This window comes from Trichocoleus sp. FACHB-262 (assembly GCF_014696035.1).
Lineage (GTDB): Bacteria > Cyanobacteriota > Cyanobacteriia > FACHB-46 > FACHB-46 > Trichocoleus.
In genome coordinates this window covers 147,781-168,955 of record NZ_JACJPK010000072.1, presented here as the reverse complement: position 1 = coordinate 168,955, position 21,175 = coordinate 147,781, and the positions used below count along the sequence as shown (strand labels likewise).

At 50.5% G+C, this 21,175-nt stretch carries 19 protein-coding genes; 12 read left to right on the top strand and 7 right to left on the bottom strand.

The features are described 5' to 3' along the window. Window positions 1-7 precede the first annotated feature (7 nt). The 6 genes from H6F68_RS14055 to H6F68_RS14030 all read left to right on the top strand — a co-directional run bounded on the left by H6F68_RS14055 (window position 8) and on the right by H6F68_RS14030 (window position 7,355). A complete protein-coding gene (locus H6F68_RS14055) occupies window positions 8-1,312 on the top strand; it encodes a glycosyltransferase family 2 protein (RefSeq protein ID WP_190559865.1) in 1,305 nt (434 codons plus the stop codon). After that, window positions 1,302-2,567 (top strand): glycosyltransferase family 2 protein, encoded by a 1,266-nt coding sequence (locus H6F68_RS14050; protein ID WP_190559863.1) that lies wholly within the window; start codon window positions 1,302-1,304, stop codon window positions 2,565-2,567. The genes H6F68_RS14055 and H6F68_RS14050 overlap by 11 nt, the downstream gene beginning before the upstream one ends. After that, window positions 2,564-3,355 (top strand): ABC transporter permease, encoded by a 792-nt coding sequence (locus tag H6F68_RS14045; RefSeq protein WP_313930121.1) that lies wholly within the window; start codon window positions 2,564-2,566, stop codon window positions 3,353-3,355. Before H6F68_RS14050 ends, H6F68_RS14045 begins: the two co-directional genes overlap by 4 nt. Continuing rightward, window positions 3,356-4,609 (top strand): ABC transporter ATP-binding protein, encoded by a 1,254-nt coding sequence (locus H6F68_RS14040; protein ID WP_190559861.1) that lies wholly within the window; start codon window positions 3,356-3,358, stop codon window positions 4,607-4,609. An 88-nt stretch (window positions 4,610-4,697) separates the two neighbouring features. Then, the gene (locus H6F68_RS14035) at window positions 4,698-7,010 is read left to right on the top strand and encodes a phospholipid carrier-dependent glycosyltransferase (RefSeq protein ID WP_190559859.1); all 2,313 of its coding nucleotides are present in this window, start codon (window positions 4,698-4,700) and stop codon (window positions 7,008-7,010) included. Between the two features lie 129 nt (window positions 7,011-7,139). Further along, window positions 7,140-7,355 carry a hypothetical protein gene (locus H6F68_RS14030; protein WP_190559857.1) on the top strand — a complete coding sequence of 72 codons (216 nt, stop codon included), beginning with the start codon at window positions 7,140-7,142 and terminating at the stop codon, window positions 7,353-7,355. Window positions 7,356-7,389: 34 nt separating this feature from the next. Here H6F68_RS14030 and H6F68_RS29615 read toward each other — a convergent pair whose 3' ends face one another. From H6F68_RS29615 to H6F68_RS14005, 5 genes are all read right to left on the bottom strand, one after another. Then, on the bottom strand, window positions 7,390-9,816 hold the full coding sequence (locus tag H6F68_RS29615) for a tetratricopeptide repeat protein (RefSeq protein ID WP_190559855.1): 2,427 nt from the start codon (window positions 9,814-9,816) through the stop codon (window positions 7,390-7,392). A 321-nt stretch (window positions 9,817-10,137) separates the two neighbouring features. After that, window positions 10,138-11,517, bottom strand: a complete 1,380-nt coding sequence (locus tag H6F68_RS14020) for a serine/threonine-protein kinase (protein ID WP_190559853.1) — start codon at window positions 11,515-11,517, stop codon at window positions 10,138-10,140. A gap of 48 nt (window positions 11,518-11,565) precedes the next feature. Beyond that, window positions 11,566-12,537, bottom strand: coding sequence for a DUF4349 domain-containing protein (locus H6F68_RS14015; protein WP_199300080.1), 972 nt, complete (start codon window positions 12,535-12,537; stop codon window positions 11,566-11,568). Between the two features lie 92 nt (window positions 12,538-12,629). Beyond that, the gene (locus H6F68_RS14010; RefSeq protein WP_190559851.1) at window positions 12,630-13,013 is read right to left on the bottom strand and encodes a hypothetical protein; all 384 of its coding nucleotides are present in this window, start codon (window positions 13,011-13,013) and stop codon (window positions 12,630-12,632) included. Window positions 13,014-13,179: 166 nt separating this feature from the next. Further along, the gene (locus tag H6F68_RS14005) at window positions 13,180-13,761 is read right to left on the bottom strand and encodes a hypothetical protein (RefSeq protein ID WP_190559849.1); all 582 of its coding nucleotides are present in this window, start codon (window positions 13,759-13,761) and stop codon (window positions 13,180-13,182) included. Between the two features lie 50 nt (window positions 13,762-13,811). Here H6F68_RS14005 and H6F68_RS14000 point away from each other — a divergent pair, with 50 nt between their 5' ends. Further along, window positions 13,812-14,819: an aldo/keto reductase gene (locus H6F68_RS14000; protein ID WP_313930120.1), complete on the top strand. Its 1,008-nt coding sequence runs from the start codon at window positions 13,812-13,814 to the stop codon at window positions 14,817-14,819. A gap of 6 nt (window positions 14,820-14,825) precedes the next feature. On the opposite strand, the gene H6F68_RS13995 is transcribed toward H6F68_RS14000, so the two are convergent. Next, window positions 14,826-16,136, bottom strand: a complete 1,311-nt coding sequence (locus H6F68_RS13995) for an FAD-dependent oxidoreductase (RefSeq protein WP_242065500.1) — start codon at window positions 16,134-16,136, stop codon at window positions 14,826-14,828. Window positions 16,137-16,448: 312 nt separating this feature from the next. On the opposite strand from H6F68_RS13995, the gene H6F68_RS13990 reads away from it, so the two are divergent. The 5 genes from H6F68_RS13990 (at window position 16,449) to H6F68_RS13970 (ending at window position 20,695) form a co-directional block, all read left to right on the top strand. Further along, entirely contained in the window at window positions 16,449-17,138 is a 690-nt protein-coding gene (locus H6F68_RS13990; protein WP_190434727.1) for a WGxxGxxG-CTERM domain-containing protein, read from the top strand. Between the two features lie 208 nt (window positions 17,139-17,346). Further along, on the top strand, window positions 17,347-18,207 hold the full coding sequence (locus H6F68_RS13985) for a hypothetical protein (RefSeq protein WP_190559847.1): 861 nt from the start codon (window positions 17,347-17,349) through the stop codon (window positions 18,205-18,207). Window positions 18,208-18,333: 126 nt separating this feature from the next. After that, window positions 18,334-18,600, top strand: coding sequence for a DUF2584 family protein (locus tag H6F68_RS13980; protein ID WP_190559845.1), 267 nt, complete (start codon window positions 18,334-18,336; stop codon window positions 18,598-18,600). A gap of 9 nt (window positions 18,601-18,609) precedes the next feature. Next, window positions 18,610-19,662 (top strand): dipeptide epimerase, encoded by a 1,053-nt coding sequence (locus tag H6F68_RS13975; RefSeq protein WP_190559843.1) that lies wholly within the window; start codon window positions 18,610-18,612, stop codon window positions 19,660-19,662. After that, complete coding sequence (locus H6F68_RS13970; RefSeq protein ID WP_190559841.1) at window positions 19,646-20,695, top strand: DUF1611 domain-containing protein; 1,050 nt, start codon at window positions 19,646-19,648, stop codon at window positions 20,693-20,695. Before H6F68_RS13975 ends, H6F68_RS13970 begins: the two co-directional genes overlap by 17 nt. A gap of 16 nt (window positions 20,696-20,711) precedes the next feature. Here H6F68_RS13970 and H6F68_RS13965 read toward each other — a convergent pair whose 3' ends face one another. Continuing rightward, window positions 20,712-20,888, bottom strand: coding sequence for a hypothetical protein (locus tag H6F68_RS13965; RefSeq protein ID WP_190559839.1), 177 nt, complete (start codon window positions 20,886-20,888; stop codon window positions 20,712-20,714). Window positions 20,889-21,175: the final 287 nt, after the last annotated feature.

The following is a 21,175-nucleotide window of genomic DNA, read 5'->3' as shown; positions in this document are numbered from 1 at the left end:
TAACACCATGCCGACTGTTAGTGTAATTATTCCCACCCACAACCGCAGTGCTGTTCTGAAACGGACCCTTGATGCCCTAGCTCAGCAAAACTATCCTTTGTCTGAGATGGAAGTGATCGTTGCTGCGGATGGTTGTACCGACGACACCAGCGAGATGCTCAAGGCTTATCAAGCGCCTTATACGCTTAAGGTGATTGAGCAATCGAGCCAGGGACCTGCGGTTGCCCGCAATCAAGGTGCAGCCTTGGCATTAGCTCCGTTACTCATCTTTCTAGATGATGATATTGAGGCTTCTCCAGGGTTTGTCGCAGCTCATGTGCAAGCTCACCAGAAACAAGCTAATCAAGTGGTATTGGGTTACCTACCCACTATCCTAAAAACTCAAACAGGCTTCTTCCGAATTACCTTACGGGGTTGGTGGGAAGCTATGTTTCAGAGAATGCGTCAGCCTGGATATCGCTTCGCTTACTGCGATTTGCTCAGTGGCAACTTCTCAGTGAGTGCAGATTTGTTTGCCGCAGTTGGCAAATTTGACCCTCAGTTCCGCTGCCATGAGGACTATGAGCTAGGCATGAGGTTGTTGCAAGCTAAGGCAAAATTTACCTTTGCTGAAGCAGCGATGGGATATCACCACGAGTTAACTGATCTCGATCGCTCGTTACGGCGCAAATATCAAGAAGGCAAGGCAGATGTTCAGCTAGGACAGAAATATCCAGAGCTAAAGCCCACCTTATTAGTGTCAACCATGATTGCTCGGTGCTCTTGGGTTGACCGAATGGCCCTGATTGTAATATTCAAAATGCCAGCACTTGGCGATCTGCTGGCCAAAGGACTACGGCGATCGCTCGATCTTTTAGAGTGGATGCGCTTACGGAGCTACTGGCGCACTTTGCTCGATCGCCTCTTAGGCTACTGGTATTTGCGCGGGATTGCTGAGGCTTCTAGCACTCAACAGGCCTTAACCACCTTTCTACAAGGCTCTCGCCCTGTTTCCAGTCCCAACCTGTTAGATATCGAAATCGATCTCAAGGCAGGGTTAGCTCAGGCTGAGTGCAGATTAGAGCAAGAGCGCCCTACTGGAGTTCGTCTCCGCTATGGCAAACAAATCATCGGTCGAATTCCAGCTATCCCTGGAGCAGAGCGGTTGCATGCTGCTCACCTACGTCCCATATTAGCTACGACCCTAGCTCCAGCGCTGATCCCAGCATTGGTCTTAGATAAAGCCATTAATGCCACGAGTTCCGCTCCTCAGTCTACTTCTGCCCTTCCAGTTCAACCTTCTCAGTCTCCGGAGCTTGTTTATGTCAACTAAGGTACTTGATTTAGACTTTAGCCAACCGCTTCCTTCTGTTTGGGATCTGGAAGATTTTAATCAACTGCAAGTTTTGGTGCGCTACCACCAAAAACCGCTCGGTTGGATCTACTTACCTGTTCGTCATCAGATTGCTGTGACAGCTGAGCAATTGCAGCAAGCTGCGACCGAACAGTTGGGCTGGGAGTTGATGGCAGCGACAGTTGAGCAACCATTCCTAGAGCTTGAGCCACAAGCAACTATGGCTGAGCCAATTAGCATCATCGTTTGCACCCGCGATCGCGTCTCTGCGCTAAGCCAATGTCTACAATCCTTGCTGGCACTGGACTATCCCACCTACGAAATCATTGTGGTCGATAGAACTCCTAGTAATGATGACACGGCACAACTCGCTGCTCAGTTGCCAGTGCGCTATGTCCGTGAAAGCCAACCTGGATTAGCATGGGCGCGCAATCGTGGCATTGCAGCTGCACGTCATGGCATCGTCGCTTTTATTGATGACGATGTAACAGTGGATAAATTCTGGTTGCAAGCGATCGCGAGAGCTTTTGCTGATAGCAAAGTTATGGCAGTTACAGGATTGGCCGCACCTGCTGAACTACAAACTCAAGCACAATACCTGTATGAGCTGCACTACGGTGGCATGAAGCAACGGTTGCAGCGTCGTACCGTTTGCAAAACGGTGTTTTCAGAATCACGGATTGTGAATGCAGAGGTGCCAAACCGGAATTTGTTATGGACAAATCTGCTAGGTACAAGCACTAATATGGCTTTCCGCCACTCTCTCTTTAGCGAACTGGGCGGTTTTGATGGAGCTTTGGGAGATGGCACTCCTAGCCGCGGTGGTGATGAGTTGGAAATGTTCCACCGTCTTTTAGCCCAAGGGCATACTTTGGTATATGAACCTGCTGCGATCGCTTGGCATACGGCTGAACCGAGTCTAGCTCAATTGCGACGAAAGATTTTCAGGGATAATTGCGGTTTTGGTGCTCATTTAGTTGCTTCTACTAGTAAGGGTAAAGTGCATTGGTTGGCTGTTGGGCATGTCATGCTGTACCAATGGTTCTTACAATCAGTGCTGCGCCGCTTCCTGCATCCCAATCGGCTCTCTCGTTCTCTAATTGCTTTAGAAGTTTTAGGTCTGTTAGTGGGGGCATTGTCCTACAGCTTTAATCGACTTCGTAGTCAACGCATCGAGAACATAGATGTTGAAGTATTGCTTGACTCAGCTAGCGCTCCAGAGGCAGTGTCGTGAGAACAGCTAGCCTATCACGCCGTCAGGGGAAGTTGATGCAGCGATTAGATCTCCTCCGCGAATTAGTAATTCGTGATATCCAAATTCTTTACAAGCGATCGGCTTTGGGTCTGGCTTGGACGCTCATTAACCCCTTGTTACAACTGGCTGTTTTTGCCTTTGTTTTCCAGCTTGTCTTGCCAGTTAATGTTCCTAAGTATTCCTCATTTGTGTTCAGCGGCTTATTGGTGTGGAACTGGTTCCAAAGCTCTCTCTTTCAAGCTACAGGTGTGATCACTAATAACCGGGCACTAATTCGACAACCTGGTTTTCCCGCAGCCATCTTGCCCGCAGTCACTGTCACGACTGGGCTGATTCACTTTACTTTAGCGCTGCCCATCTTGCTAGTGTTTATGAGTATTGACGGCATCGAACTCAAGCCAATTATCTTGGCTATGCCGCTGCTACTAGCGTTGCAGTTTGTACTCACAGTTAGCCTCACCTATCCTTTAGCCGCGGTCAATGTCACGTTTCGGGATACTCAGCACATTCTTGGGGTGATTCTGCAACTGTTGTTTTATCTCACACCCTTGTTTTACGACCTGAAAAGTGTACCGGAAAATCTACGTTTGGTTTATCACCTCAATCCAATTGTGCTTTTGGTGGAATCCTACCGAGATATTTTGATCCAGGGCGTACAACCAGACTGGATGGCGCTAGGAATTTTGAGTGCGTTGAGTGTGGTGCTGCTTCCCATTGGACACCAGATTTTCAGACGGCAGAGCGATCGCTTTGTGGAGGAGTTGTAAATGCGTTATGCAGTCTCGGTCCAGGGTTTAGGCAAGCAGTATTGCCGATATCATGGCGATCGTCCACTAACCCTTCAAGAAGCAGTTCTATCTGGCTTGCGCCGCATGCAACCCGTTGAGAAGTTCTGGGCTTTACGGGATATCAGCTTCAACGTTCTGCCTGGACAAATGCTGGGAATTATTGGCAGAAATGGAGCCGGAAAATCTACCTTGCTCCAGCTAATTGGAGGGGTGGGCCGACCGGATGAAGGCAAAGTAAAAATCAATGGTCGGATTGGAGCCTTGCTAGATCTAGGAGCTGGCTTTCACTCGGATCTAACGGGACGCGAGAATGTTTTTGTCAGTGGGGTAGTCGCAGGATTAACTCGGCGGGAAGTGGCACGCCGCTTTGATGCCATTGTTGAGTTTGCCGAACTAGCTCCCTTTATTGACAGTCCCCTCAGAACCTACAGCACTGGTATGCAGATGCGGCTTGCCTTTGCAGTTGCGGTGCATACTGACCCACAAGTTTTACTAGTAGATGAATTTTTATCGGTTGGGGATATCTCCTTTCAAGCAAAATGCTTGGATCGCATTGCTCAGTTGAAAGAGCAGGGCTGCGCCATTATCCTAATTTCGCATAGCGCAGAACAAATTCAAGAACTGTGTGACCAAGCAATCTGGCTACGCGATGGCCAAATTATCGCCTATGGTGAGCCAGGAATTGTTGCAGGCCAGTACGTAGCTGAAATGCGATCCGAAACCCAGCGCCGAACTCCTACACGTCCTCCCAAACTCACTGATTCAGGGATTGAATTACGAGTCAATGAAAACCGTTTCGGTTCTTTAGAAGCTGAGATTACCAATGTACGCTTGCTACCCAAAGGTGAAATTGAGAGTGGAGCTCCCTTAGCTATCGAGATTCATTACCAAGCTGAGCAGCCAGTGGAATCTCCAATCATTAGCGTGACGATCAGCCGAGAAGACGGCCAAGCTTGTTTTGATATCAGTACCGAAACTTTAGGGCGATCGCTACCTCTGCTCGACGGCAAAAACCAAATCACACTACATCTCGATCGCCTTGATTTAGTGGGGGGAGACTACTTTGTGGATGTGGGCATCTATGAACAGAACTGGGCTTATGCCTACGACTACCATTGGCATGCCTATCCTTTATCGGTTCGCTCACCCATTCAGCAAAAGGGAATTCTGTCTTCTCCTCATCGCTGGCGGCTTAGCCCTGCCCAAGTGCCAGCTTTAGGAACACGCTACTAGGCGATCGCGACTCGGCAACCTAAATCTGGCTCTTCTTTTATTCTCTCAGACTAAGCCAGCCGAGCATCCTAAGAGGAGCAAATCAGCCATGAGAATCCAAAGAGGGTCGCAGTACTGCCTACTTGCTCTATGGTTAGCTTGGACGGTGGGGCTACTTCTGATTTATTACCGCCAAGTCTGGTTGTCACCCACAGAAAATTTAGCCTTAGTTTGGTCCAATCTAGTCGATCTACTGCCACTGTTGGGGATCGGCTTGGGAGCAGCATTACTACTGTTTTTAGCGCAGCGGGTTGGCAGAAAAATTAGTCAACTGCTACGACAGGAAAAATTCACCCAACCATCCCAACTGCTTTATGGCACTTTGCTTGAATTTGGTGGACTGACAATTTATGTGGCTCTCTCTTATCTCTTGATCCGCCGGGTTTTATTACCAGGGTTACCTTACTTTCATGAAGCCGTTGGGCGTAGTGTCATAGGAATCGTAGGAGCTGGCTTGACGGTGGTAGCGGCTCAATTTCTGGGACTAGGAGTTTGTCGATTGCTGTTGCGTTGGCAGTTTCAGGACTGGCGCGATCGCTGGCTCTACCACAGTGCAATTGGCTTAGGTGCGCTGGCTTATCTCTCTCTAGGACTCGCGTTCCTAGGGATTTACTATCGTTTGAGTATTCAAATTTTAGTCGCAACTGTCTTGGCAGCAGGTAGTTTGTGGCTGGGCTACTGTTTCAAGTCTGACAATTCATTGCAACTTCGCTCAGCTGCTCAACCCCGCCTCACTTCCACCGTGGCCCCTGCTGATCGAATTTGGCAAGGAGTTACTCTGATCGCGATCGCCATTGCATTTGTGTGTGCCTTAGCTCCAGAGCAAGAGTTTGATGCACTCAGTTACCACCTCAGTTTTCCAGAAATGTGGCTGGAAGCAGGATATTTAGTAGACTTGCCAGCTCAGTATGTTTCGCTTTACCCAATGACTTGGGAGTTGATTTTTGGGGCAGGTTTGGCCCTAGGCGGACCGATCGCTGCCAAATTACTCCATTTTGTTTCTTTACCCCTGACCGTTCTTCTGACTTACCAGCTCACACGCCGCTTTGTTGCTGGAGTTTCTCCGTGGCTCGCTAGTGCTTTCTTAGTAACTGTTCCAATTGTTTTGTGGGAGGCCACCAGCGCTTATGTTGATTTAGCCTTGGCGTTGCATGTAGGGCTTGTGTTATATGCTCTGTGGCAATATGTACAAGAGCGACATTGGCAGTGGTTAGTCTTAGCAGCACTGAACCTAGGCTTGGCATTGGCTAGTAAACACTTGGCGCTCTTTGTGCTGGCACTAGCAGCGATAGGGCTATTTCTACAGCTTTGGTTCCAGACGAAAAACTTTCGACAAGCTGTCATCCCCGCGATCGCTCTTAGTGTAGGCAGCCTAGTGTTACCGTTTCCTTGGTATCTCCGCAGCTGGCTCGCTTCAGGAAATCCAGTTTTTCCAGAACTGTTCAGTCTGTTTGGTGCCCCTGCCGATCGCTGGGATGCAGTTTCCGAAAGAGGATTAGATCATTTCTTAGAGCAATTTGGGCGTCCCGACTCTGTCTTAAATCTGCTCACCTTGCCTTGGGATATGACGGTGAATGCGGCTGATTACGGTGGTACCCTCGGCCCTTTGTTTCTCTTGTTTCTACCTGGATGGGTTTTTATCCGTCGCTACTCTTCAGCTGCGTCCTGGTTTGCAGGCTTCGTCTTGTTGTACTTTGTCCTTTGGGCTTCTCCTTTTTGCAGCTTCCAAATGCGCTTTTTAGTGCCGATTACTCCGCTTCTGGCAATTCTGGCAGCAGCATCTTGTGAAGGGCTTGCCCATTGGCTCAACTCTTTTGCGAGAGGGGGTGGTCTAGCTTTGTACACAGGCTTAGCTGTGCTTCTTCCACTCAACTTGCCGCCATTTCTACCCTTCCACGAAGGTAATCGCGTCGGTTGGACTGGTTGGTTAACCCATGTGATTCGTGAGCTACCTTTGCCAGTAGTAGTAGGACAAACATCAGAAGCCGCTTATTTACAGAAAACAGTCCCTTCCTATTCGGCTTGGCAATATATCAATGCTCACTTACCCAAAACAGCTAGAATTCTCACCTTTAGTGATGGTGACCAATTCTACAGCGATCGCGATCGCTTGTGGAGTGACGCCACGATCGCCCGCCCAGCGACTTGGGGAGCAGCACGAGGACAGGAAAAACAAGCCTTTCAGTCCTTACAGAAGTCAGAAATCTCCCACATTCTTTTCGATAAGCAACAGCTCAAGTCACTGCCTCCAGATACTCTGGCAATCGCCCAACCCGAAGTAGTAAAAACTTGGTATGAGGAAGTATATGAGGATAGCCGTTATATTCTTTACCGAGTGCAGTGGGAGAAATCAGCGCTTTAATTAAAAATCACCCTCACTCCGCTCTGAGTCTCACCCTTTTGATAGTAATTGAGGTGGTAACTGCAAAGGTAGCCTGATACAGCGGATAAAAACCGTACTGGATTACAAGACGCAGCTCAGGTTGACTCAATGCTTGAAACAGTTAAAAAGCCCCAACTTCCCCAAGAACAGCCACCTCAACTGTGGTCGCTGGGCAGAGTGATACAGATGGGCTTAGCTGGATTTGCCTTCCTATACTTATTGGGCTATGGCTTTGCAGGTCAGATGATGCTCTCCCCCTCGCCTGCTCAGCAAGTAACTTCTAACGTGACTGATACTGACGATGCGCTTACGATGGTTCCCTAGCATCAACTTGAGCCATTATTCAGGTCAGATTGATTTAGCAGTTAATTAGGTTGGCATCTACCACGGCTTGTTGTAGTTTTTTCAGAGTACCCTGAGCTTTACGGCGATTAAGTAGATCACCGCGATCGCTAAATAATTGTTCTGCCTGCTGTAAATCGGCGATCGCTCTTGGGTTATCACCTAGCTTTGCACGGGCTAGACCGCGATAGAGGTAAGCAGTGGCGTCTTCAGGATGGAGTCCAATCGCCTGCGTGTAATCTTCAATTGCGCCTAACTTGTTGCCGATGCGGGTTCGAGCCACTCCCCGGTAGAAGTAAGTAGTCGCATCATCGGGAGACAGTGCGATCGCCTGGCTGTAGTCTTCAATTGCGCCTAGCTTGTCGCCTAACTCAGCACAGATAAAGCCACGATTGCAGTAAGCGACACTGTTGTCAGGATTTCGCTGAATTGCTTGGTCAAAGTCTGTCATGGCTTCTGCTGAGTCGCCTAAGTCATAACGAGCCACGCCCCGGTTGGTATAGGCGACATCGTTATGTGGATCAATCTGTAAGACTTGGGTGTAATCGGCGATCGCCCCTGATTTATCGCCAATTTCGTATCGGGTAGCCGCCCGCTGAAAATAAGCCGTAGCATCATTAACATCTAACAGCGGTTGCTCAAAGCGATCGATTAACCCTTGGATGGTTTGAGCATCAGTGGTGCGGAGTCCGAGTTCTAGTTCTGGAAAGACGGTGCTAGAGACGGGTAGGTTAGGAATTTTGAGAATGGCTAAGCGGCGATCGCAAACTAAGAAATTCTCATCTGCTCCCAAGATTTTGAACTTAAATTGTTGAGGAAACTCCTGCTTCAGTTGCGCTAGTTGCTTCAGCGTGTTGTGGAGCCAACTTCTTTCGGGGGGTGATATGGGCGATCGCGGACTGATATAGCGAGGGGCGTAGCTTTGGTGGGTCATGCCTAAATGACTCCACCCCATCGATAGGCAACCGCCGCGCTGTAAGAACGCTCGAAACTTCTCTAGCAAGGCAGCATCTAAACTAAACGGGTTGGGCCACGGCCAAACTACAATCACTTGATTTTCCGCTTGGTCGAGTAATTCTTCTAAAAAGGCTCGGCTACCTGCTAGTGGTTCCGGGCGATCGCTGGATGCTGGCAAGGTAGAACGCAGCGCGATGACTAGCTCATGGTTTGGCATTCCCGGCAAAGCTTGCAATTGCTGATTGATGCCGCCCAACCGCTTTTGCAACGTTGCTTCTAGCTCGCCCCGGACTTCTACCATGTTGCCTTCCACACCTTCCAGGCGAGCCGCTAAGCTTTGGAGTTGGCTTTGCAGGGCACTGTTGTCTAACAGCTGCGGTAAACGATGAATCCAGTCGCGCAGGGCTTTGTGCTGTTGGTATAGCGCTTCCGTATTGCGTTGTACGGTGCTCATTTGTTGGCGGAGCTGAGCGACCTCAGGGCCTAAACTTGCCTGAGCTTGAATCTGGTCTTGCAAATCCGCCAAGTCAGGCAAGGTTGGCAATTGGCTCAGCCGAGCTTCCATTGCAGCGACCGTTTGGCTCAACTCCTCAAGGAGGTGGGCTTCGCCAGGGGCATGAACTTTACTGTGGAGGACATCTAGTTGTTTGCGAAAAATAGTGATTGCCAACCGCAAAGGGGCGACAGACTGCTCTAGGCCTTGATACTTGTGCTGTAGATTTTCTAAATCCACTAAGGCGCGAGTAAATTCTCGCCGGGGTACTAGCCCTGCAATGACTCGGATTAGGGATTCTACATCTTGCTTGAGGGAACTGGCATCAAAGGGAGTGGGCAAATGATTCAGGCGACGGTTGATGTGGTTAACCTGATCTTGCAACCCCTTCACCTGGCTCATAGGCTCGTTGCTGAGGAGTTTCAGATCAGCCTGGGCTTGTGCCATGTCTGCTTGTAATCGGGCGATCGCGGCTTCTGTCTGCTCTGCTTGAGGATGCGCGGTCAACTGAGCTAATTGGTCTGTTACCTGTTCTAAGGCGGTGGCAACTTGAGTATGCTGGATTTGCATTTGCTCTAAGTCCTGACGCAGCCCTGCAACATCTTGGGCTTTCAGGGGAGCCAGTTGGCGCTGCATTTCCCATTGCAGTGTTTGTACCTGTTCTGAGAGTCTGTTCAAAGACTCACGGTGCCGCCGAAAGAAGTTTTGCTTGAGGCTGTCTAGCTCTACGACGCTGGGTAAGCCTTCAATGTGCTCTTGGAGGTAGGCTATTTCTCTAGTAACGCGACTGTCCAATCGGGTGATGGTCAACTTGGTCAGTTGCTTGGTTTCTTGCTCAAACCGCTGTCGGTTGACTAGATTGAGAGCCAGCAAGCAAGAAATCGGGGCAGCCGCAAACAGAAATTGCTGCGAGACAGCCGCCGCAACTGCTCCAACCCCTGAGCTTGCAAGCATGAAATATTCGGCAGTTTCGCGCCAGCGACGATGATTCACAGCGTTTCCAGATAGCTGAGGTGAACAAGTCAGAAGGGTCTGCCTAAACTGGGTGGCCTAAACCTGGTTATAAGAGTAGATTGCACCGTGACAGAACAGCACCTTATTTCGCTCTTCAGCTCGGCTCAAGTGAATCAGGAACGTCTACGCATGGCGATGGTGATATAAAGCACGAGTTGCGGTGACACGGTGCAGCTCTCTAAACCAGCGATCGCTCTGCATCTTTGAGTAGCAGCTTGCTACGGCTGACTCAGCTTCTCCGTACCTCGCTTTTTAAAGATTGATTGAAGTAAAAAACTGTCAGCAGAGTTAAATATTTGGCTAAGCCTTTGGCGATCGCACCTTCGCTAAAAAGGTTGACAACTCCTGTGCCAACCACTTTTGCTCTGTATGAGTCAGCGCCGAGCCAAATTGGTGAGTGCGCACTCCCTCGATTAAGGCACAGGTATACACAGGCTGATCGTTGATTCGTAGTTGGCTATCGAACCATTGAATTGTTTCTAAATCCTCCGTGTTGCCTTCTACTTGACGGTACCGCCAACCCAAGCACTGCTGCTGGAGCCGAAAACGATGGCGATTGATTTCTACATACGTCTGGATGGTAATAGGAGCTAAGGCATGGCCTAGTAAAGTTAAACCTGCCATCCAGAAGGGAATGGAGAAGAGAGGAAAAAAGATGGGCGCACCCATCGCGATCGCAGAGCTTGTCCAAAAAAAGATAAAACCATTCCAAACCAACGCAAAACCGAATAAACCAAGATTGCGAGATAGAAAACGTTGGGGTGGGATGTCAACTAGCACCTCCTGGGCTGTACGCTTTAGCTGAATGCGACTGCCAGCAGGTTGCCGATCAATCTGGAACTCGGAGCTTGCTAACTCAACCTGATGACGAGGTGGCGCTTGTAATGCAGCCAAAGCTTCCTTGGCAGACGGAAAGCGATCCTCCATCGCAGGCTCTAGCATCTGGTCGAGCCAATCAGCGAAGCTCAGGGAGAGTTGAGTACAGGCACGAATATCGATTTTGAGGCGACGCTGAGGTAGATCAGCGGGAGATTGGTGAGTGAGCAAAAATAATAGCGTGGCCCCCAAGCCGTACAGATCGGTAGCGAGAACGGCTTTACCCCGAAACTGCTCTGGGGCCATATAGCCATAGGTGCCCACAACTGTACTGCCCTGAGTTAGCGTGTCTCGGTAGGTATCCTGAACCGCTCCAAAATCTACCAAGAAAATTTGCCCGTCAGCGTGTCGTAGGATGTTTTGGGGTTTGATGTCGCGGTGAATCACAGGTGGGGTGAGCGAGTGCAGGTAACTCAGCACCTCTAGGACTTGTATCGCTAGCTGCTTAGCTTCGGCCTCTCCAATCCGCCAGCCTTCCTTGACCCACTGCGACAGCGATCGCCCCTCTGCTAATTCTTGCACCAGATAAAACCAGCGATTCTCTGGCGTATCTACCTGGAAGTAGTTGAGATAGCGCGGAATAGCGGGATGTTGTAGGTAAGACAGCACTCTGGCTTCTCGCTCAAACAGTTCCAGCACTTTCCAGTCAGTGACGCGTCGAAGAGAGAGGGCTTTTAGGGCTACCTGCTGCTGGGTTTGTAAATCTGTGGCTTTGTAAGTGGTGCCAATGCCACCCTGACCCAGGACTTCTAGGATGCGGTAGCGATCGCCAATCACATCCTGCGGTTGATGTAGTGCCTCCATCCACCCTGCTCCTCAAGCTGCGGTTCTGCTTTAATTGTGGCCTATCGGCTAGAGCGAGTCAGAGGCTTGAGGCGGTTCTGTCACAGGGGTCGCAGGAGGTGTGGGTTTTTGCCAGCGGTGGTAAGCGATCGCCCCTAATCCGCCAACTAGCAAGAGATAAGGGCTGTAGACAAACAGCCAAATACTTAGGTTCAGCAACCCAACGGTTAGCTTGCCCATCGAATGAGTGGCTTGGCCCCAGGTTTCCTGCATGCGTAAACCGACTGGGCTTTCGGCTGGCGGCGAGGCGGCGATCGGCTCGGCCAAACTCAGGTTAATTGTAGAAAAGGCGACTTGACTTTGGAGGCTTTTGAGTTGTCCATCTATTTGCTCAATTGATTGCCGCACGTTACTTAACTCTTGGGTTACACGCAGCACATCATTCATCGAGCCAGAGCGCTCCATAATCTTGAGCAGCATTTCCTCAGAGCGACGGAGATTGCGTAACCGAGACTGAAAATCTACGAGCTGAGTGGAAACATCTTCTACGGTGATGGCGCGAGACTGCACATTGCCCAATTCCGCCAATGCCGCTAGCGTTGCTTCCAGGCGCTCTTGGGGCACCTGAATTTGCATCGAAGCGGTGTGGCGAGTACTGGTATCCTGCGGTTTTTGGTCTTGTAGACCGACAACATCGCCTTGCTGACGTTGAGCGATCGCCGCAACTGACTTTAAGCTCGCGTCAATTGATTTGACCACCACGCTCAGCTCTGCCCGCTTGATCAATTGGGGTCGAGCTTGGGGAACTGCGGCGATCGCTTGTCCTGATGTTGCTTCTGCTCCAGAGCCGCTGGTGTTGCTATCGCTGCCAGGATTACCACTGTTAGAGTCGGTGGCCGTTTGTTTTTGGGCCATCATTGGCGCTGAAGCCGACTCCATCGTCTGGTTAGGTGCTGAAGCACAACTAACAACCAAAACGCTGCTAAACAAGGTACTCAACAGCAACGAAGGCTTAAGTTTTAGGTGAGATAAGCGGTTCACAGCCTACCCTCTCAGTAATTTTTGTTACTGCTAGTATGGCTCCGACTTTAGCTCACTCAGGATTGTGTAGCAATTTGTGTAACAGGGTGATGTTACGCCTGCTCATGCTCGATGAGAATTCTATGTTCTACCTGCTCCGCTCGTCGCTGTTCTAAATTTTCCTGGGCGACAGCGAGATAAGCTTTGACGGCTGCTACATGTTCCTCAACCGCTTTTCCATGCTCACTCGTAGCCATGACATAAGCTTCGGTAGAGGCAGCTTTGTTGATTTGGGCGAGCTTAGCATACTCCTTAGACGCTTGGGCATGCTCCTGAATCCACTGCCCCCGCTCCTCAATGACCTGTCCTACGTCTGCGCTCGCACCCTCTTGGCCTTGCAAAATCTTGCCGACCGTCTCGATTGATTCCCCATGCTTTTGAGAAATTTCTGCATGTCTCAATGCAGCTTCTGCACTTTGTGGTGATATTTCATGCATAGATTGCCATTCTCCTCTTGGCGGTGGGGCTCTTTGAGCGCTCAGTCTCGATCATAGAAACATTACAGCTCATTCTCACCTATCCTGAGACCCAGGCTAAATATGTGATGAGCAGCACTTTAGTACCTTAAACAATTTCAGGCTGATAGAGCGATCGCCATTGAAATCAGACAGGTTTCCAGCGGCGTAAATATTGGCAGAATTGGCAGACTCTTTCACGCAACAAATAGACTAACAGAACGAGATCTAAGGTCTGCTCAAACCAGTGAAATTCGTGGCCGTAATAGCGAGGGTCCCAATAGCTGATGGCACTGTGAAAGCGAACAGTCCAGTTCAGCGGGAAGAACAACAGCGGTCCATCATCCACATGGGTCAAGATGTCTACGGTCGTGTGAAAGAGACAGGCGAGCAGAAACCAAAACAGCCAGCGAGTGCGAGAGCCAATGTTCCGTCTCCGTGGCCATACATAAGCTAGCCCCAGCAGCAACAGCACTGGAGCGTGCAAGGTATTGTGAGCCGCGATCCAAAACGGGTTGTGGAAATACAGCTCGTCAAACAGGAGATGAGCCGTATCCGCCAAACTCCAACCTTTGATGAAGTGATAGTAGACAATGCCCCCGATCGACAGCAGCCACAGAGGCAAATCGGGAGCTACAGAACCCAGCCAGAAGGCTCGCTTAACGATGGGCACTCGTGGCAGCGCTTTGTCTAAGGCAGCCGTCATCAAAAAGTGAGAATAGGTGTTCATAGGGGCGATCGCACTACATCAGGATCCGGTTGTTACAGTGAGAAGGAATTTTGTCAGCAAACCAATCCGTTGTAGCAACTCAGGGAGCCCACATGGAGACGCGATCGCTCGGTAACTCTGACATCCAAATTTCGCCCGTTCTCATGGGTACCTGGCAAGCAGGCAAGCGCATGTGGGTGGGGATTGAGGATGCAGACACAATTAAAGCAATTCGAGCGGCATTTGAGGCAGGCATCACCACCATTGACACCGCTGAAGTTTATGGAGAAGGCCACTCAGAGCAAGTCGTCGCAGAAGCCCTCTCCGATGTGCGAGGTCAAGCGGTCTATGCCACCAAAGTTTTTGCCAACCACCTCAAATATGACCAAGTGATCGAAGCTTGCGATCGCTCCCTCAAAAACCTCAAAACCGACTACATCGACCTGTACCAAATCCATTGGCCCTGTGGAGCTTTCAACAGCGAGCTAGTGCCGATTGAGGAAACCATGCGGGCGCTAAATGACCTGAAGCAACAAGGCAAAATTCGGGCGATCGGGGTGTCGAATTTCTCTCGCGCTCAGCTAGAAGAAGCCTCCCAGTATGGCCGCATTGACAGCTTGCAACCGCCTTACTCGCTGTTTTGGCGCTATGTCGAAACTGATGCTGTGCCCTACTGCATTGAGCACAACATCTCGATCCTGGCCTACTCTCCCTTAGCTCAAGGCTTACTCACTGGCAAGTTTGGGCCAGGCCACACCTTTGACTCCGCCGATAATCGCGCCAAGAATAAGCTATTTCAGGGCGAGAACTACGAACGCGCCCAAACCGCATTGGACAAACTCCGCCCGATCGCCGAACGGCACCAATGCACACTAGCGAACCTTGCCTTAGCTTGGTTAATCGCTCAACCCCAAGCCAACGCGATCGCGGGTGCCCGCAACGCCGAGCAGTCGGTACAAAATGCTCAAGCCGCAGAAGTGAAGCTCTCGGCGGAAGAATTGCAAGAAATTGACGCGATCGGTCGAATCGTCACCGATCAACTAGCCAACGAAGGCCCCGTGATGTGGAGTTGGGGTTAGTGCCACCTACTGCCTTACATGCACAGGCCAGACTCCAAAGCCAATGATCCGAGGTGGCAGATCCCGCAAAAATGGCCACTGGAGGAAGGCGGGTGGCTGGAAGGGCTGGCTCGTATCCAGGGCCCGCGCAATCAGTCGTTTTTGAATCAACGCTTGCAGCGCTTGGATGATCCGAGTGGGCCATTCCCGTCGCGCTTGCACTTTTGCCAGATGCCGCACCTCTAAATGCTTTGTCAGCAACGGCTGGGTCAGGATATTAGCTGCCACCACAGCATCTTGGATGGCGTAGTTGATGCCCACGCCGCCCACCGGGGACATGACATGAGCCGCATCGCCAATCAGCAGCAATCCGGGGCGATACCAACGAGTTAAGCGACTAGACTCCACTGAAAGAAACGCCACCTGAGACCACTCTTGCAAGTGATGGACGCGATCGCTCAATTCTGGCACCACTTCCGCGATCGACTGGCGCAACGCTTCCAAACCTGCTGCCCGTAACTGCTGATACCCGCCTTTAGGAAAAATGTAAGCAGCTTGCCAAGTTTCAAAGCGGTTGAGCAAGGCCATCATCTTGCCTCGGCCAACTTTGGCAACCACGCCTTCCGGTTCATCTGCGTGTCGAGGCAGGCGAAACCACAGTACATCCATAGGTGGTGAGGTGCCGACAGCGGTAAAGCCTGCCAACTCACGAAGGCGAGAGTGACGACCATCTGCACCCACCGTCAGCATGGCTCGGACCTCGTGCCAGCCTCCCTGACCTCTATACCGCACCCCTCTAATCTCACCGTTCTCCTCAATCAGCTCTTGGACATTCGCACCTAAGACAAGCTGGAAGTTAGGGTACTGTTTCGCTTCATCCGTAATAAATTCTAGAAACCGTGCTTGCGGCATCATCGTGATATACGGATAGTGAGTTTTGAGGCGGCTAAAGTCCAGCGTCAGGAAGGCTTGCCCTTGCGCCGTAAACGTTCCCGTTCGCATCTTAGTATGGGGCAGTTGTAACAAGCGTTCTGCCAAGCCCAGTTCTTCCATAATTTCCATCACTGAAGGGTGCAACGTATCACCCCGGAAGTCGCGATCGAAATCTCGATGGGCTTCTAGCAGCGTCACAGCAATGCCTCGACGTGCCAAAAGTAAGCCGAGTAAAGCACCCCCAGGCCCACCGCCCACAATGCAGCAATCTGTGGGTCGCACATCTAAGATTTCGTGAGTTCCCGGCGCTGGGAGAGCAACCGGGACTTCTGAAGTCGCATTTGTCATGCTCAGCACTCCTGCAATCTGCAAATAGTTGAGGCGCGATCGCCGACTACAGGGCATTTGGTTCAGTGGCTGCTCTCTGGCTCAGCCATAAGCCTGAGAGGTCAAGTTGCCTGATCTGAAGCGGCTTGAACTCACCCTAACTCAGGCAACTTGAGAGGTTCTGTAGATGTAAGAAAAAGTTTCTTTCCTTGGGGGGAGTTTAAGCCAGCGCAACTTCTAGCTCAAGGATGACTCCCAAACCCGTTAAAACTCTTAATGTTCTACGAGAGGTGTGTCCTGAACTGATTCAAGCGGACCTCAAAGAATTCAGAGCAAGGATTCAGAGTTTGTCCAGACTGTAAACGCTTTACAAAAAAAAGGAACTTTAAGATGAAATCTTCAGGCTTATCCAAGGTTGTTGGGGCAGGTGTGCTCACCCTCAGTTTGGCAGTACTCCCCATCACTCTTCCTGCTGCGGCTCAGGATGCAACAGGCGGAGCGACTGGTACCGCTGGCACCACGGGCACGACCGGAACTGGAACCGATGCGACTGGTACTGCTGGTACCACTGGCACAGGTACTGATGCAACTGGCACAGGCACCACCGGCACCACCGGAACTGGCACGGGTCTCGGTACTGATACGACTGGTACTACCGGAACTGGCACCACTGGAACTGGCACAGGTCTCGGCACTGACACGACTGGTACCACCGGAACTGGCACAGGCCTCGGCACTGATACCACCACTGGTACAACTGGCACGGGCACCACAGGTACCACCGGAACTGGAACCGATGCGACTGGTACTGCTGGTACCACTGGTACAGGCACGACTGGCACCACAGGCACTACCGGAACTGGAACAGATACCACTACTGGTACAACTGGCACCACTGGTACTACTACCTCTCCCAGCACCACGACCACGACCACAACCACAGATACAGCTGGCGATCGCGACTTCGACTGGGGTTGGTTAGGCCTGCTCGGTCTGCTCGGTTTGGCTGGTCTAACTCGCAAGCCTGAAACCACCACGACCTACCGTGATCCTGCTGAGACCACTCGCACTCGTTACTAAGCTTTGATATAGCACCGTTCTAGGTGCATACAAGCTAGAAACCAACTGGAGTCGGAGCCTTGGGTGAATACCTGAGGCTTTTGTTTATTGGGTCCTTATTGGGGCGATCGCATTGCCAACCGTAAGTTTTCCGATAAGCGGGGTACGAGTTGTGAAGCTTTAATTAGCCAACTCAGGCGCGATCGCATTCAGCAGGGAAGAGAGCCCCATGAACGAAACAGCCAACAGCCCCAACTTGGAAAAGATTGCCAGCTTAGAACAACAAAATGCTGAACTGCGCCAAGAACTAAAAACCCTCACTGAAGAAATCTATCCCTACCGTCTTTACGTTGAAGCTCGTAACAAACTCTCTGGCCTCATGGTTGGATTAGTGACCGTGGTAGGCTTATTCGGGTTCGTCTCAGTTCAAGCCTTAGTGCAAGAAATTGAGCAGCATATTAAGGAAAAAGAAATTCAGAATATTAGTCGAGAAGTTAAAGATGGTTTGATCATCAATGAAGATTTTCGAGAAAAAATTTCGACAGATACACGAGAAGCGATCAAGCAAGAAGTCCTACGAGATCAAGTTTTTAAGGACAGGATCGCCAAAGAGGTCATTACGTCATTAAATCAAGATCAGGCATTTCAAGACAAAGTTGCTAAAGCTACGATTGATAACCCTAGAATTCAGTCCTTGATTGAGGAATCTGTTCGAGCTTCCCTACTTCCCGTGGCAACCAAAGCTCAACAAGCGGCTACGACTGAGAGTGGGTCTCAATTCGCGCAAGCCTTAACCCAGTCTTATGAAGACAAGCGCTACTTCGTAATTGCAGCCTCCTCGCTGAGAGCTAAAGATGTGCAAAACGAACTGGGCCGCGTCCAGAAACTGGTTGGTGAGTCATTTAATCAACAGTTTCCCAATGCTAGAACTTGCGTACCCAAAGCTAGCAATTCTAGACATGCCTTAGTAGTAGGTAGTAATCTATCTTTTTCCGAGGCAGAAGCACTTAAAAAGAAGGCGATCGCTAATAAGTTTCAGAGTGACACTTATGTTCTACCTGCCAACAAAATCTTTTTTAATTGCAGCTAACCTGTCTTAGCTTTGGCACCCTAGCGGGGAGCAACCACTCAGACGGAGTATCACTCATCGGTTTTCAGGACAGGCAGTGGGTAAAATCAAGTTCGACTGCCTGTAATGGATTAAACGGTGAAAGCGATGGGAATGCCCTGTGAAGTGAACAGTATTTTGAAACTCAACTCAAATCAGGGCTATCCCGCGGAACTGGTGCCGCGATCGCAACATCAAACCGTCAAGTCAGGGTATCGCATTCTGCCAATGGATGTGCCGCTACCGTTGGTAGATGACCAGTGGGTTGCTCATGCTGATATTGTGGTTCGTCAGCTAACCTGGGAAAACGGTGAAACGAAGCTTATGTTTGAGATTCATCGAGTCTATGAAAGCCCGTTTAATCTGAAGGGTTAGCTGCCGAAAGTGCGAATTCACGTCGAAACCTTTACTGTTCACAAGCGTTTTCCGCTCACCATTAGCCGAGGCACAACGGCTCAAACGACCAATGCCTGGGTGCGAGTGGAAGCAGATGCCATTGAAGGCTGGGGGGAAGGGTCTCCTTTTTCGGTAGGAGAAACGCCGCAAACCACAGAAGCGATCGCGCAACAGTTACAGCAAATAGCACCTACCTTAGAACCGCTTCATCCCCTCGATCGCCAGAAAATTGAAAAAGTTTTACAGGAAGCTCAACTTTCTTCCGCTGCTCATGCTGCGTTAGATATCGCCTTGCTAGATTGGCTGGGTCAAAAAGCGCAGTTACCGCTATGGCGGTTATGGGGCCTCAATCGCGATCGCATTGTCCCGACCTCGGTGACGATTGGCATTAATCCACCAGAAGTAGCTCAGCAACGAGTGAAAGATTGGCTACAGTTCACCGCTGCTAGGGCTTTGAAAATCAAACTGGGCAGTCCGGATGGGATTGCTGCCGATCAAGCTATGTTGCTAGCTATCCGTGAAGTTGCTCCCCCCCAGGTGAAGCTCAGCATTGATGCCAATGGGGGTTGGAGCCTGACTGATGCGATCAAAATGAGCCAGTGGCTGGAGCAGCAAGGCGTGACCTACATAGAGCAACCGCTGCGTCGGGGGCAAGAGCAAGACTTACCCAAACTGTACGAGCGATCGCCTTTGCCGATTTTTGTCGATGAAAGTTGCTTTACCAGCCGAGATATTCCCGCTCTCAGCGATCGCGTCCACGGCATTAATATCAAGCTGATGAAGTCGGGTGGGTTAAGTGAGGCAATGCGGATGGTGCATACAGCGCGTGCTTGTGGCCTCCAGATTATGTTTGGTTGCTATTCTGACAGTGGCTTGCTGAATACTGCTGCTGCTCAGCTCTCACCTCTGGCGGATCACTTGGATCTTGATAGCCACTTGAATCTACTCGACGGTCCTTTCTCCGGTGCCAGCTTGCAGGATGGCCGTTTGCTACCCAACGATTTGCCTGGTTTAGGAGTTTACTATGCGCCTCAGTCCTGAACATCGCGTCGCGATTCTGCTCCATGACGGGATTCGCGGTTCTCAGGGAAAAACAGGGCTATCCCTCCTACGCTACAGCGATGCCAATATCGTGGCCGTGATTGATCAGCAGTGCGCTGGAGAATCCCTGCTCGATTTGACTGGCATTCACCGCACCGCGCCCATCGTGGCCTCTGTGGCTGAATCGCTGACCTACAAACCAGATGTCTTAGCGATCGGGATTGCGCCTTCCGGTGGTGTGCTGCCAGAAGCTTGGCGACAAGAAATTCAACAGGCGATCGCGGCAGGCATTTCTGTAGCCAATGGCTTGCATACCCCCCTGACTCAAGACCCAGAACTCAAAGCTCTCCTTCGTCCAGAGCAATGGATTTGGGATATGCGCCAAGAACCCACAGGTTTAACGGTAGGTACTGGAGCGGCGCGATCGCTAGATTGCTTGCGGGTGCTGTTGGTGGGCACCGACATGAGCGTGGGCAAAATGTCTACTGCCTTAGAACTGCACCAAACTGCGCTACAACGGGGCTTGCGGGCTAGGTTCCTCGCTACAGGTCAGGCGGGCATGATGTTGGCAGGAGACGGCATTCCCCTAGACGCGATTCGGGTGGATTTTGCCTCTGGTGCAGTGGAACAGTTAGTGTTGCGCTTAGGGGCAGAGCAAGACATTGTGTTTGTGGAAGGTCAAGGTTCGTTGCTCAACCCTGCTTCTACTGCAACTTTGCCGTTGTTGCGTGGCTCTCAGCCGACTCATCTGGTGCTAGTACATCGGGCTGGCCAAACTCACATTCGCAACTTCGCGCATGTGCCGATTCCGCCTTTACGCCAAGTAGTTGAGTTATATGAAACTGTAGCAACCGCTGGAGGAGCCTTTGCCCCTGCCAAAGTAGTCGCGATCGCCCTCAACACGGCTCACCTAGACACAGCCAGTGCCAAACAAGCCATTGAGCAAACTCAACAAGAAACGAGTTTACCTTGTACCGATCCAGTGCGGTTCCGCGCCGACTTGCTTTTAGATGCGATTTTGGGCGATCGCTAATTTGCTAGCAATGCCGTTAATCCACCACTCGGATCAAACCCGTCTGCAAACCATCGAAAACGCGAGTAATTTGCTGTTGGTCTTCTGTACTCAAAGAATTTTTTGCGAGTAGTGCTGACATGAAGCGATTTTGGTCAGTACGGCTAATGCGACGGGATACCAAAATCCGATCGACGAGTTCCTGAATTGCCATGTTCACGAAATGACCCTGATGCAGATAACGATCTGAACTATTTTCTGCGTATAAGAATATTAGATTTTTCTTAATTTTTAGCAATTTTATTCCAAGAACTTTATTTACTCAACTCAGGCTCTTAAAGCCCAAAGCCCTAGTAACTTAAGCTACCCAAAAGAGCCTTACTTTATCTAACTCCCATCCCTTCATCCTTCTTCCCTCGCCCCTCATCCTTCCTAATCCGTAGGGATCACCATTGACTCAGCCCTACAGCATCTTATAGAGTCGCGAAAGCAGGTCTAGTT